Source organism: Xenophilus arseniciresistens (genome assembly GCF_028023875.1).
GTDB lineage: Bacteria > Pseudomonadota > Gammaproteobacteria > Burkholderiales > Burkholderiaceae_C > Xenophilus > Xenophilus arseniciresistens.
Genome location: NZ_JAQIPB010000003.1, coordinates 311,413 through 324,269 on the forward strand (window position 1 = coordinate 311,413; position 12,857 = coordinate 324,269).

Genomic DNA, 12,857 nt, shown 5'->3' on the forward strand with positions numbered 1-12,857 from the left:
CCAGTTCAAAAATTGGGGTTTGATTATGCTTGACCGGGACGGCTTCAGGCCGAACGTCGGCATCATCCTGCTCAACCAGAGAAACCAGGTTTTTTGGGGCAAGCGCATCCGCACCCATTCCTGGCAGTTTCCGCAAGGCGGGATCGACCGGGGCGAGACCCCCGAGCAGGCGATGTTCCGTGAGCTGCACGAAGAGGTGGGCTTGCGCCCCGAGCATGTGCGCATCGTGGCTCGCACGCGCGACTGGCTGCGCTACGAGGTGCCAGACCGCTTCATCCGCCGCGACGCGCGCGGCCACTACAAGGGCCAGAAGCAGATCTGGTATCTGCTGCAACTCATGGGGCACGACTGGGATCTGAACCTGCGTGCCACCGACCATCCCGAGTTCGATGCCTGGCGCTGGAACGACTACTGGGTGCCGCTGGATGTGGTGGTGGAGTTCAAGCGCGGCGTGTACGAAATGGCGCTGACCGAGCTGGCGCGCTTCCTGCCGCGCCACGACATGCGCAACCGCTTTCTGCGCGGCGGCTCGCGCCATCGGGATGCTGAACGCACGCCGATGGAACCCCAGGCCGAACCTTCCTTCGAACTTCCCCCGGGTGCCAGCTTTGACCCGGACCCCAGCGCGGCGGCTTCGCCGCTGTCTCCGAATGCCGCAAATTTCACGTCCGACCCCAAGAATCAGCGATTTCCTGCGCGCTAGCGCCCTGGCCTGCCTGGCCCTGTTCGCCTCGCAGGCTGTGCAGGCCCAGCCCCAGGAAGAGGCACGCATCCGCCACGAGCGCGATGGCGGCCTGGACCACAGCCGCTTCGAGCCCAAGGAGTGGAAGGAAGAAGAGGCACCTCCGCCGCCGGCCTTCGACATCCGCCGCCTGGTGCCGCTGGAGATGCCGCACTACATGACGCTGCGCTTCGGCGTGGACCCGCAGACCATGAGCGTGACGGGCGACGGCGTGGTGCGCTATGTGGTGATTGCCTATCGTGAAGGCGGCAGCACGGTGAACGCCTTCTATGAGGGCGTGCGCTGCGCGACCGAGGAGTACAAGACCTACGCACGCTACAGCGGCAACCAGTGGGACGAGGTGAAGAAACCCGAGTGGAAGCGCATCGACGACCGCAACTCCATCTACACCTATCAGCTGGCCAAGCAGAGCCTGTGCGCGGGCGGACGCGCGCCGCGCAGCACCGTGGGCGAGATGATCCGCGAACTCAAGCAGCCGGAGATTCTGCGCTACTGAGCCTGCGCGGGCTGCCCATCGGCCAGCCTGAACGCCGGCCCGGTGGGCGCAGGCGGGCGAATCAGCCCGTCAGCACCATGTTGTCGCGGTGGACCATCTCCGGCTCCGCGACATAGCCCAGCAAGGCCTCGATGTCGGCCGACGCACGGCGGCACAACAGGCGCGCCTCGCTGCTCGCATAGTTGGCCAGGCCGCGCGCCAGCTCCAGGCCGGCCTCATCGCGCACGGCGATCACGTCGCCACGCGAGAACTCGCCCTCCACCGCCGTCATGCCGATGGGCAGCAGGCTCTTGCCCTCGCCGCGCAGCTTGGACGCTGCACCTGCGTCCACGCGCACGGCACCACGCAGTTGAAGGTGGTCGGCCATCCAGCGCTTGCGCGCATGGTGCTTGGCCGTCTGCGCCACCAGCAGCGTGCCGATGGATTCGCCGCGCGTCAGGCGCAGCAGCACGTCGGGCTCGCGGCCCCAGGCGATCACGGTTGAGGCGCCCGAGCCCGCCGCCCGCTTGGCCGCGAGGATCTTCGTGAGCATGCCGCCGCGGCCGATGCTGGAGCCCGCACCGCCGGCCATGGCCTCGAGCGCGGCATCACCCGCACGCCCCTCATGCACGAACTGGGCGTCGGGATTGCTGCGCGGATCGGCCGTGTACAGGCCCTTCTGGTCGGTCAGGATCACCAGGGCATCGGCCTCCACCAGATTCGCCACCAGGGCGCCCAGCGTGTCGTTGTCGCCGAACTTGATCTCATCGTTGACCACGGTGTCGTTCTCGTTGATCACCGGAACCACGCCCAGCGACAGCAGCGTGAGCAGGGTCGAGCGCGCATTGAGATAGCGCTCGCGGTCGGCCAGGTCGGCATGCGTGAGCAGCACCTGCGCGCTGCCCATGCCCTGGCTGCGCAGCTGGCTTTCATACATCTGGGCCAGGCCCATCTGACCCACGGCCGCCGCCGCCTGCAGCTCATGGATCTCGCGCGGGCGACGCGACCAGCCCAGGCGCTTCATGCCTTCGGCCACGGCACCGCTGGACACCATGACCACTTCACGCCCCTCGCCCACCAGCGCGGCCAGTTGGCGGCACCATTCGCTGATGGCACGCTCGTCCAGGCCGCGGCCCTCGTTGGTCACCAGGCTGGAGCCCACCTTGACGACGATGCGTCGGGCGTCACGCAGCACGGGAGAAGCGGCAATCTGGTTCATGGTGCAAGAAAGTGGACCGAAGGGGCACGAATGCGGCGCAGGCAGACCTGCGCTGCAGCCGCCATCAAAGAGGATCGGTGAAGCGCGGGTCCTGCTCCGCGGGCGGCTGCGCAGCGACCTGCTCGGCCTTCACGTGCTGATAGACCGCCTGCACGAGCGGCTCGCAACCTTCGCGCGTGAGCGCGGAAATCTGGAACACCGGCCCCTTGAAACGCAGGCGCTTGACGAAGTCAGCCACCCGCGCCTCGCGCTCTTCGGCCGGGATCATGTCCAGCTTGTTGAGCACCAGCCAGCGCGGCTTCTTGTAAAGCCCTTCGTCGTATTTCTTGAGCTCGGCGACGATGGCCTTGGCCTGCGCCACCGGGTCCACGCCCTCATCGAAAGGCGCCAGGTCCACCACATGCAGCAGCAAACGCGTGCGCTGCAGGTGGCGCAGGAACAGATGGCCCAGGCCCGCCCCCTCCGATGCGCCTTCGATCAGGCCCGGCAGGTCGGCAACGACGAAGCTCTGCTCCGGCCCGACGCGCACCACCCCGAGGTTGGGATGCAGCGTGGTGAAGGGATAGTCGGCAATGCGCGGGCGCGCATTGGAAACGGCGCTGATCAGCGTGGATTTGCCCGCATTGGGCATGCCCAGCAGCCCCACATCGGCCAGCACCTTCAGCTCGAGCTTGAGGCTGCGGCGCTCGCCGGGCCAGCCGGGCGTCTTCTGCCGCGGCGCGCGGTTGATCGACGACTTGAAACGCAGGTTGCCAAAGCCACCGTCGCCACCCTTGGCGATGGTGATGGTCTCTCCGGGCGTCAGCAGCTCGAACAGCACCTCGCCGGTCTCGGCGTCGCTGATCACGGTGCCCACGGGCATGCGCAGGGTCACGTCCTGCCCGGCAGCGCCGAACATGTCGGAGCCCATGCCGTGCTGGCCCCGCTTGGCCTCATGGCGACGCGAGAAACGGAAGTCCACCAGCGTGTTGAGGTTCACGTCGGCCACGGCGAGCACGTGGCCGCCGCGCCCGCCGTCCCCGCCATCGGGACCGCCGAACTCCTTGAACTTCTCATGGCGAAACGACACGCAGCCGTTGCCGCCATCGCCGGCGGCGATATCGATGAAGGCTTCGTCGACGAACTTCATGGGAAACCCAGTTTACAAATGCGGCAGGCCTTGCAGCCGGCCTGAAAGCAGAAAAGCCCCGACCAGCGGGGCTTCGCGTGCATCCGAGCGCGAGAGGCTCAGACGGGCGTCACGCTGACGGTGTGCTTGTTCAGCGCACCCTTGGAGCCGAAGGAGATCCGGCCATCGACCAGCGCGAACAGCGTGTGGTCCTTGCCGACGCCGACATTCGTGCCAGCGTGCATGCGCGTGCCGCGTTGACGGACGATGATGGAGCCTGCGCTCACCACCTGGCCGCCGAAGGCCTTCACGCCGAGCATCTTGGGCTTGGAATCGCGCCCGTTTCGCGTTGAGCCGCCGCCTTTTTTCTGTGCCATGGTGTCTTGCTCCAGTTAGCCGGCAATCGCACCGATCTGCAGCTCCGTGAACTGCTGGCGATGGCCTTGACGTTTCTGATAGTGCTTGCGACGACGCAGCTTGAAGATGCGAACCTTGTCGTGCTTGCCATGCGCCACGACGGTTGCCGTGACGGTTGCGCCGGACACCAGGGGCGTACCAACCTTGATTTCAGCGCCGTTGCCGACAGCCAGAACCTGGTCGATCACGATTTCCTGGCCCACGTCCGCAGCAATCTGTTCTACTTTGATTTTTTCGCCGGAAGCAACGCGATACTGCTTGCCACCGGTTTTTATGACCGCGTACATATAAACCCTTCGGATCTTGCGAAGTTAGTCCCCGCGGCGGATTCCGCGAAGCCTGCAATGATAGCACGGCGCCTCAGCCCTGTACAGAACCACGGGGCACGCAAAGCCTTGGCCGACGGGCGCTCCCTATAATTCCCGGCGTTCCGCCTCTACCCGCGCCCAGGCGCGCCGCGCCCCTTGTCTGCCCCCCAAGCCCCCGCCAACCCCACCGCCACCGTGATGCAACTTGTTGCCAAAGACATGGCAGAAGTCGACAAGGTGATCGCCGCCCGACTGTCCACCGGGGTCCCACTGGTCAGCGAGGTGTCTCGCTACATCATCGCCGCCGGCGGCAAACGACTGCGGCCCGTGCTGCTTCTGATGATGAGCGGCGCCCTTGGTTACACCGGGGACCAGCGATTCAACCTGGCGGCCGTGGTCGAGTTCATCCATACAGCCACCCTGCTGCATGACGACGTGGTGGACGAGTCCACCCTGCGCCGCGGGCGGCCGACCGCCAACCAGTCCTTCGGCAACGCCGCCAGTGTGCTGGTGGGCGATTTCCTGTATTCGCGCGCCTTCCAGATGATGCTGGATGCCCGGAACATGCGGATCATGGAAATCCTGGCCGAGGCCACCAACGTGATCGCCGAGGGCGAAGTGCTGCAGCTCATGAACATGGGCGACGCTTCGCTGGACCAGGCCGCCTACCTGCAGGTCATCCGGTCCAAGACAGCCAAGCTCTTTGAGGCAAGCACGCGGCTGGCGGCCGTGCTGGCCGGGGTCTCGGCCGCGCAGGAAGAAGCCTGCGCCACCTACGGCCAGGCGCTGGGCACGGCCTTCCAGGTCATCGATGACCTGCTGGACTATGAAGGCGACGCGACCGAAACCGGCAAGAACGTGGGCGACGACCTGCGCGAAGGCAAGACCACCCTGCCGCTGATCCTGGCCATGCAGAGTGCCCCAGCCGCAGACGCGGCGCTGATCCGGGAAGCCATCCAGCAAGGCGACGTGCAACAGTTGCCGCAGATCATGGCCATCGTGCGCCACAGTGGCGCGCTCCAGGCCACGCGCGATGCCGCTGCAGCAGAGGCCCAGCGTGCAATTCAGGCACTCGATGCGTTGCCGCGCAACCAGCACGCAGAAGGTTTGCTACAATTAGCGGCTCAGCTGCTTGAGCGCAGAGCCTGATGGACCCCGCAGGGTAGGACGGCCAGAAGAGTCAGACTGAAATCGGGGTGTAGCTTAGCCTGGTAGAGCGCTACGTTCGGGACGTAGAGGCCGGAGGTTCGAATCCTCTCACCCCGACCATTTTCCTGGCAGGTCACGCGCGCTGACCACAATGCCAACAGCTTCGCAATTTGTTGCGGACGCGTCATTTACTTCACCCCCTTCATCGGCGATGATCGTGAATCACTTTTCACGTCTAGTTACAAGCGCCGAATGGCTGCCGCCGATCCCATTTCCAAAGATTCAACTGCCGTCGCCCTGCCTGGCTTGGCGCGTGCACTGATTTCTGCCGGAAAGCTGCAGGCGAAGGCTGCGGAAGACATCTACCAGAAGTCGCGCAGTTCGCGTACGAGTTTCATTGCGGAACTCACTGGCTCGGGAGCCGTTTCGGCAGCCGACCTGGCGCACACGCTGTCCACGGCCTTCGGCGCTCCCCTGCTGGACATCGACGCCATCGATGTCCATCGGCTGCCCAAGGATCTTCTGGACGCCAAGCTGTGCCTGGCCTACCGGATCGTCGTGCTGGGCAAGCGCAGCAACCGGCTGATCGTTGCCACGGCAGACCCCACCGACCAGCAGGCCATCGACAAGATCAAGTTCACGGCCCAGATGGGCGTGGACTGGGTGATCGCCGAATACGACAAGCTGCTGCGCCTGGTGGAAGCCACCAGCACCAGCACCACCGATGCGATCGACAGCATGGTGGGCTCCGACTTCGAATTCGACGAGCTGGCCTCGAGCGAGAGCGTCGAAGAGAGCGAGCAGGCGGTCGCCGAAGTGGAAGACGCACCCGTGGTGCGCTTTCTGCACAAGATGTTGATCGACGCCTTCAACATGAAGGCATCCGACATCCACTTCGAGCCCTACGAGCACAACTACCGCGTCCGCTTCCGGGTCGATGGCGAGCTGCGCGAGATCGCCGCGCCGCCCACCGCCATCAAGGAAAAGCTCGCCTCCCGCATCAAGGTCATCTCCAGGCTCGACATCTCCGAGAAGCGCGTGCCGCAGGACGGCCGCATGAAGCTCAAGATCGGACCCGACCGCGTGATCGACTTCCGCGTCAGCACGCTGCCCACGCTCTTTGGCGAGAAGATCGTGATCCGGATCCTGGACCCGAGCAGCGCCAAGCTGGGCATCGACGCGCTGGGCTACGACGCAGACGAGAAGGAGCGGCTGATGGCGGCCATCGGCCGGCCCTACGGCATGATCCTGGTCACCGGGCCGACCGGCTCGGGCAAGACGGTGTCGCTCTACACCTGCCTCAATCTGCTGAACAAGAGCGGCGTCAACATCGCCACCGCCGAAGACCCCTCTGAAATCAACCTGCCTGGCGTGAACCAGGTCAACGTCAACGAGCGCGCCGGCCTGACATTTGCAGCCGCCCTGCGCGCCTTTCTCCGGCAGGATCCCGACATCATCATGGTGGGGGAAATCCGCGACCTCGAAACCGCCGACATCTCCATCAAGGCCGCCCAGACGGGCCACCTGGTGCTGTCCACGCTGCACACCAACGACGCGCCGACCACGCTGACCCGGATGCGCAACATGGGCATCGCGCCCTTCAACATCGCTTCCAGCGTCATCCTGATCACGGCCCAGCGCCTGGCCCGGCGCCTGTGTGCGCAGTGCAAGGCGCCCGCCGAGATTCCGCGGCAGGCGCTGCTGGACGCCGGCTACAAGCCAGAGCAGCTCGATGGCAGCTGGAAGCCCTACCGGCCCGTGGGCTGTGCGGCCTGCAATGCCGGCTACAAGGGACGCGTCGGCATCTACCAGGTCATGCCCATCAGCGAAGAGATCCAGAAGATCATTCTTCGCGACGGCAGCGCCCTGGACATTGCGGCGCAATCGCAAAAGGAAGGCGTTCGATCGCTTCGGCAATCCGGGCTGCAGAAGGTCATGCAAGGCGTGACCTCGCTCGAAGAAGTGCTGGGCGTGACCAACGAATAATCGCGCAGCAGAAAACAAGGGATCGCCATGGCCACCGCCGCACGCAGCAGCCCCCGCAGCAGCACCAGCACGAGCAGCAGCAACAACAGCAAAGAGACCATCTACGACTGGGAAGGGCGCGACCGCAACGGCAAGACCGTGCGCGGCGAGATGCGCGCCTCGGGCGAGAACCAGATCCAGGCCAGCCTGCGGCGCCAGGGCATCCTGGTCACCAAGATCAAGAAGCGCCGCATGCGCTCGGGCAAGGCCATCAAGCCCAAGGACATCGCGATCTTCACGCGCCAGTTGGCCACCATGATGAAGGCCGGCGTGCCGCTGCTTCAGGCCTTCGACATCGTGGGCCGCGGCAATGCCAACCCCAACGTCGCGCGCCTGCTCAACGACATCCGCTCCGATGTGGAGACCGGCACTTCGCTGTCCTCGGCCTTCCGCAAGTACCCCAAGTACTTTGACAGCCTGTACTGCAACCTGATCGAAGCCGGCGAGGCCGCCGGTATCCTGGAAGACCTGCTGGACCGGCTGGCCACCTACATGGAAAAGACGGAGGCCATCAAGTCCAAGATCAAGTCGGCGCTGATGTATCCGACCTCGGTGGTGGTGGTGGCCTTCGTGGTGGTGGCCATCATCATGATCTTCGTGATCCCGGCCTTCAAGGAAGTGTTCACGTCCTTTGGTGCCGACCTGCCCGCTCCCACGCTGTTCGTGATGGCCATGAGCGAATTCTTCGTCTCCTATTGGTGGCTGATCTTCGGCGGCATTGGCGGCGGCTTCTATTTCTTCATGCAGGCCTGGAAGCGCAACGAGAAGGTCCAGCGCACCATGGACCGGCTGCTGCTGCGCGTGCCCATCTTCGGCGACCTGATCAACAAGTCCTGCATCGCACGCTGGACGCGCACGCTGTCCACCATGTTCGCAGCTGGCGTTCCGCTGGTGGAGGCGCTGGACTCCGTGGGCGGCGCCTCGGGCAATTCGGTGTACGCGGATGCCACCGCCAAGGTGCAGCAGGAAGTGTCCACCGGCACCAGCCTGACCACGGCCATGACCAACGTGCAGATCTTCCCGTCCATGGTGCTGCAGATGACGGCCATCGGCGAGGAGTCCGGCTCGATCGACCACATGCTGGGCAAGGCGGCCGACTTCTATGAACAGGAAGTCGACGACATGGTCGCGGGTCTTTCCAGCCTGATGGAGCCCATCATCATCGTGTTCCTGGGCACGATCATCGGCGGCATCGTGGTGTCCATGTACCTGCCCATCTTTAAGCTGGGCCAGGTCGTTTGATGCAGGCGCAGTGGCTCGACGCCGCCTTGGGCGGCGTGTTCGGCCTGCTGGTCGGCAGTTTCCTCAACGTGGTGATCCATCGCGTGCCGCTGATGCTCTATCGCGAGTGGCTGCGCGATGCCGTGGGCAATCTGGCGCCGATCCCCGACGTGCCCAGTCTCTGGCGCCTGGTGATGGGACCTTCTGCCCAGGCGCCGCACGCCCTGGAAAGCAGCGCGGCCGAGGCCCTGGCCGCAGTCGACAAGCTCGGTCCTCTGAACCTCGCCCAGCCGCGCTCGCGCTGCGGCCATTGCGACGCGCCCATCCGCTGGTGGCAGAACGTTCCGCTGCTGAGCTTCGCGCTGCTGCGGGGGCGCTGCAGCGCATGCGGCGGCGCCATCGGCTGGCGCTATCCCCTGGTGGAGCTGGCCTGCGGCCTGCTGTTCGGCCTGTGTGCCTGGCGCTGGGGGCTGAGCCCGCAGGCCGCGCTGTGGGCCACCTTCTGCGCCTTGCTGATCTGCCAGTTCGCCATCGACCTTGACACGCAGTTGCTGCCCGATTCGCTCAACTACCCCCTGCTGTGGCTGGGCCTGGCCGGTGCGGCGCTGGGCTGGACCGGCGTGACGCCGGCCTCTGCCATCTGGGGCGCGGTGGCCGGTTACCTGAGCCTGTGGAGCGTCTACCACCTCTACCGCCTGGCCACGGGCAAGGAAGGCATGGGCTATGGCGACTTCAAATTGCTGGCCGCGCTGGGCGCCTGGTTCGGTGCCGAATTCCTGCTCGCGATCATCCTGGCCTCGTCGCTGGTCGGCGCCATCCTCGGTGGCGCGCTGCTGCTGACGGGGCGCCTGGCGCACAAGGACATCCACATCTCCTTCGGCCCCTTCCTGGCCGGCGCAGGCCTGCTGTGCCTGATCTTGGGGCCATCGGCCCTGCAGGCCTGGGCGCCCTTCGCCTTCCCGCTGGGCACCCTGCGCATTTCCTGAGGATGGCGCAGCCCGTACGCATCGGCCTCACCGGAGGCATCGGCAGCGGCAAGAGCACCGTGGCCGCGCTGTGGGTGCAGCGCGGCGCCACCCTGGTCGACACCGACGCCATCGCCCGCAGCCTCACGCTGCCGGGCGGGGCAGCCATCGGGCCTCTGGCCCAGGTCTTCGGGCCCGCCATCATCGATGCCACCGGCGCCATGGACCGCCAGCGCATGCGCGAGAGGGTCTTCGCCGACGCCGGGGCCAAGCAGCAGCTCGAGCAGATCCTTCATCCCCTGATCGGCCAAGCCTGCGACGAGCAGGCCCTGCGGGCCACGGGCCCGGCCGTGCTCTTCGATGTACCGCTGCTGGTGGAGTCGGGTCGCTGGCGCAGCCGGGTCGACCGGGTGCTGGTGGTCGATGCCGACACGCCCACGCAGATCGAGCGCGTGATCGCGCGCTCAGGCTGGCCGCGCGAAACCGTCGAGCAGGTCATTGCGCAGCAGGCCCCGCGCGCCCTGCGGCGGTCTGCGGCAGATGCCGTGCTGCACAACCAGGGCAAGTCGCTGGCGACCCTCGACGAGGAAGTGGCGCTCTTGTGGGCGCGCTGGGTCGCCGCGCGATAATCGCCGGCTCACCCGCACGTGCCGCCTCTTCTGGCGGCCAGAGACTCCCCATCACCGCGTGTGTGCCACGCGCCCCGTCTCACTCACGATGCTGTTCAATTCATACGCGTTCATCTTCGCCTTCTTCCCGATCGTTCTGCTCGGCTTCTTCCTGATCGGATGGCGCAACACGCGGGCAGCAGCGGGCTTCCTGGGACTGGCCTCCCTGTTCTTCTACGGCTACTGGAGCCTGGAGGCGCTGCCGCTGCTGCTGGCCTCCATCTGCTGGAACTACTGGTTCGGGCTGCAGCTCACGCCCCAGGAAGGGCGCAGCGACAAGGGGCGCAAGCGCATGCTGATCGCTGCCCTGGTGCTCAACCTGAGTGTGCTGGGCGTCTTCAAGTACGCGGACTTCTTCATCAACAGCGTCAACTTCGGTCTCAGCTCGGCCCACATCGAGCCGCTGCCGCTGCTGCACTGGATCCTGCCGATCGGCATTTCCTTCTACACCTTCACGCAGATCGCCTTCCTGGTGGACTGCTGGCAAGGCAAGGTGCGCGAGCGCAGCTTCGTGCACTACGTGCTCTTCGTCACCTACTTCCCGCACCTGATCGCCGGCCCGGTGCTGCATCACGCGCAGATGATGCCGCAGTTCGCCAACCCGGCCACCTACCGCGTCAACCCGGACAAGGTGGCGCTGGGCCTGGCCATCTTCAGCTTCGGCCTGGCCAAGAAGCTGCTGATCGCCGACAAGATGGGCGAGTACGCCGACATGTTCTTCAACGGCGTGGCCGGCGGCACCATTCCCACGGTGGTCAGTTCCTGGTTCGGCGTGCTCGCGTACACGCTGCAGATCTACTTCGACTTCTCGGGCTACTCGGACATGGCCGTGGGCCTGTCGCTGTGCTTTGGCATCTGGCTGCCGCTGAACTTCAACTCGCCCTACAAGTCCACCAGCATCATCGACTTCTGGCGCCGCTGGCACATCTCGCTGTCCACCTTCCTGCGCGACTACCTCTACATCCCTCTGGGCGGCAACCGCAAGGGCGAAGCGCGGCGCTACATCAACCTGTTTTTGACCATGCTGCTGGGCGGCCTGTGGCATGGCGCGGCCTGGACCTTCGTGGTCTGGGGCGCGCTGCATGGCTTCTACCTGACCATCAATCACCTGTGGAACCAGTTCGTGCGCAAGGGCGCCAAGCCCAGCCGCTGGACGGTGCCGCTGCGCTGGGCCATCACCTTCCTGTGCGTGATGGTCGCCTGGGTGGTCTTCCGCGCCGACAGCATGACCACGGCCGTGCACATCTACAAGGGCATGCTGGGGCTCAATGGCGCGTCGCTGTCGGCCTTCGCGGAGTTCTCCATTCCCTACCGCAAGCCCGAGTTCTTTCAGACGCTGCTGCTGGGCATGGTCATCTGCCTGGCGTTGCCGCCCACCATCTCGCTGCAGCGCTGGGTGCCTTCGGTGCCCCGTCTGGCCGCGCGTCCGCAGCTGAGCGCCGCAGCCACCATCGGCATGGCGGCCTTCACGGTGGTGCTGATGGGGCTGTCGATCTCGAAGCTGGGCACCTACAGCCCCTTCCTGTACTTCCAGTTCTGATGCGTCCCGCCAAGCTCTGGCTCAGCATCTTCTGCGCGGGCGCCGTGGTCATCACGGCGCTGCTGCTGGTCACGCTCTTCACGCCCGTGCCCACGGGCGCGCTCACGCGCATCGCGCAGATCTCCGAGCATCAGTTCCAGGGCCGCCAGCGCGAGCCCGACATCCCCTACGCGCGGATTCAGCAGTCGTCCATCGAGCAGGCCGACATCCTGATCGTGGGTGACAGCTTCAGCAACTACTTCGCCTGGCAGAGCGAACTGGTGGCCGCAGGCTACCACGTGTCGACCACGCACTGGGACTTCGTCGGCCCGGTGTGCCAGGATTTCGGCGACTGGCTCAAGACCAGGGGCTTCCAGGGCCGTCTGGTGCTGCTGCAGAGCATCGAGTACCTGATGCCCGAGCGCCTGGAGGCCATGCGCGGCTGCGCCTCCATGGGCACGCGTGCGATGAAGCTGTCGCCGCCGCCCCCCGTCAGCCCCTCGCCGCCGCCGCCCGTGCCGCGGTTCAACACCAATGCGCGGCTGCTCAACGGCGTGATCACCTGGCAGAACACACGGCGCATCGAACGGTCTCCCGGGATCGTGAACTTCGACGCCGAGCGCTTTGGCGCCTCGGTCTTCGCCAGCCCGCTGGAAGATGGCTGCGCGCAGTTCAGCCACCGCCTGTGCGAGAAGAACCTGTTCCTGCTGATGGATCGCACCAACCCCGAGCTGCAGCCGGCCGATGCCGAGTTCATGCACCGCTTCATGCAGCAGACCGCGCCCGTGACGCTGCGCTGGATGATGATCCCGAACAAGACCACCGTGTACCTGGACCGGGCGCGCGCTGCGGCCTACGCCCAGCGCGCCCGGGAACTGGCCGTTGGCCCCGACCTGTTCACGCTGGCGCAACAGGGCCGGCGCGAGATGAAGGACCTGTACTGGCCCAACGACAACCATTGGTCCATGCAGGGCCAGCTGTACTTTGGCCGCCACATGCTCGACTATGTGCGCAGCACCATCGGCGCCCCGCGATGACGCC

General features: G+C 65.7%; 13 protein-coding genes and 1 tRNA gene. 10 read left to right on the forward strand and 4 right to left on the reverse strand.

Going from position 1 to position 12,857, the window contains the following annotated elements:
* The first annotated feature begins 25 nt into the window (after nt 1-25).
* Together PGB34_RS10110 and PGB34_RS10115 are read left to right on the forward strand one after the other, a co-directional pair.
* Nucleotides 26-703 (forward strand): RNA pyrophosphohydrolase, encoded by a 678-nt coding sequence (locus PGB34_RS10110; protein WP_271427953.1) that lies wholly within the window; start codon nt 26-28, stop codon nt 701-703.
* A gap of 37 nt (nt 704-740) precedes the next feature.
* Entirely contained in the window at nt 741-1,238 is a 498-nt protein-coding gene (locus tag PGB34_RS10115) for a CNP1-like family protein (RefSeq protein WP_271427954.1), read from the forward strand.
* Between the two features lie 61 nt (nt 1,239-1,299).
* Here PGB34_RS10115 and proB read toward each other — a convergent pair whose 3' ends face one another.
* The 4 genes from proB to rplU all read right to left on the reverse strand — a co-directional run bounded on the left by proB (nt 1,300) and on the right by rplU (nt 4,248).
* Nucleotides 1,300-2,436, reverse strand: a complete 1,137-nt coding sequence (proB, locus tag PGB34_RS10120) for a glutamate 5-kinase (RefSeq protein ID WP_271427955.1) — start codon at nt 2,434-2,436, stop codon at nt 1,300-1,302.
* Between the two features lie 64 nt (nt 2,437-2,500).
* Nucleotides 2,501-3,565, reverse strand: coding sequence for an Obg family GTPase CgtA (gene cgtA / locus PGB34_RS10125; RefSeq protein ID WP_271427956.1), 1,065 nt, complete (start codon nt 3,563-3,565; stop codon nt 2,501-2,503).
* A 98-nt stretch (nt 3,566-3,663) separates the two neighbouring features.
* Nucleotides 3,664-3,921, reverse strand: coding sequence for a 50S ribosomal protein L27 (gene rpmA, locus PGB34_RS10130; RefSeq protein ID WP_271427957.1), 258 nt, complete (start codon nt 3,919-3,921; stop codon nt 3,664-3,666).
* A 15-nt stretch (nt 3,922-3,936) separates the two neighbouring features.
* Nucleotides 3,937-4,248: a 50S ribosomal protein L21 gene (gene rplU / locus PGB34_RS10135; RefSeq protein ID WP_225783837.1), complete on the reverse strand. Its 312-nt coding sequence runs from the start codon at nt 4,246-4,248 to the stop codon at nt 3,937-3,939.
* A gap of 219 nt (nt 4,249-4,467) precedes the next feature.
* On the opposite strand from rplU, the gene PGB34_RS10140 reads away from it, so the two are divergent.
* From PGB34_RS10140 to PGB34_RS10175, 8 genes are all read left to right on the forward strand, one after another.
* On the forward strand, nt 4,468-5,418 hold the full coding sequence (locus PGB34_RS10140; protein ID WP_271428257.1) for a polyprenyl synthetase family protein: 951 nt from the start codon (nt 4,468-4,470) through the stop codon (nt 5,416-5,418).
* Nucleotides 5,419-5,461: 43 nt separating this feature from the next.
* Nucleotides 5,462-5,538, forward strand: a tRNA-Pro gene (locus PGB34_RS10145).
* Nucleotides 5,539-5,670: 132 nt separating this feature from the next.
* The gene (gene pilB, locus PGB34_RS10150) at nt 5,671-7,404 is read left to right on the forward strand and encodes a type IV-A pilus assembly ATPase PilB (RefSeq protein WP_271427958.1); all 1,734 of its coding nucleotides are present in this window, start codon (nt 5,671-5,673) and stop codon (nt 7,402-7,404) included.
* A 27-nt stretch (nt 7,405-7,431) separates the two neighbouring features.
* The gene (locus tag PGB34_RS10155) at nt 7,432-8,685 is read left to right on the forward strand and encodes a type II secretion system F family protein (protein ID WP_271427959.1); all 1,254 of its coding nucleotides are present in this window, start codon (nt 7,432-7,434) and stop codon (nt 8,683-8,685) included.
* Nucleotides 8,682-9,650, forward strand: a complete 969-nt coding sequence (locus PGB34_RS10160) for a prepilin peptidase (RefSeq protein ID WP_271427960.1) — start codon at nt 8,682-8,684, stop codon at nt 9,648-9,650. The genes PGB34_RS10155 and PGB34_RS10160 overlap by 4 nt, the downstream gene beginning before the upstream one ends.
* A gap of 2 nt (nt 9,651-9,652) precedes the next feature.
* Nucleotides 9,653-10,258 (forward strand): dephospho-CoA kinase, encoded by a 606-nt coding sequence (gene coaE, locus PGB34_RS10165; RefSeq protein ID WP_271427961.1) that lies wholly within the window; start codon nt 9,653-9,655, stop codon nt 10,256-10,258.
* An 88-nt stretch (nt 10,259-10,346) separates the two neighbouring features.
* Complete coding sequence (locus PGB34_RS10170) at nt 10,347-11,837, forward strand: MBOAT family O-acyltransferase (protein ID WP_271427962.1); 1,491 nt, start codon at nt 10,347-10,349, stop codon at nt 11,835-11,837.
* Nucleotides 11,837-12,853 carry a hypothetical protein gene (locus tag PGB34_RS10175; RefSeq protein WP_271427963.1) on the forward strand — a complete coding sequence of 339 codons (1,017 nt, stop codon included), beginning with the start codon at nt 11,837-11,839 and terminating at the stop codon, nt 12,851-12,853. Before PGB34_RS10170 ends, PGB34_RS10175 begins: the two co-directional genes overlap by 1 nt.
* Nucleotides 12,854-12,857 lie beyond the last annotated feature (4 nt).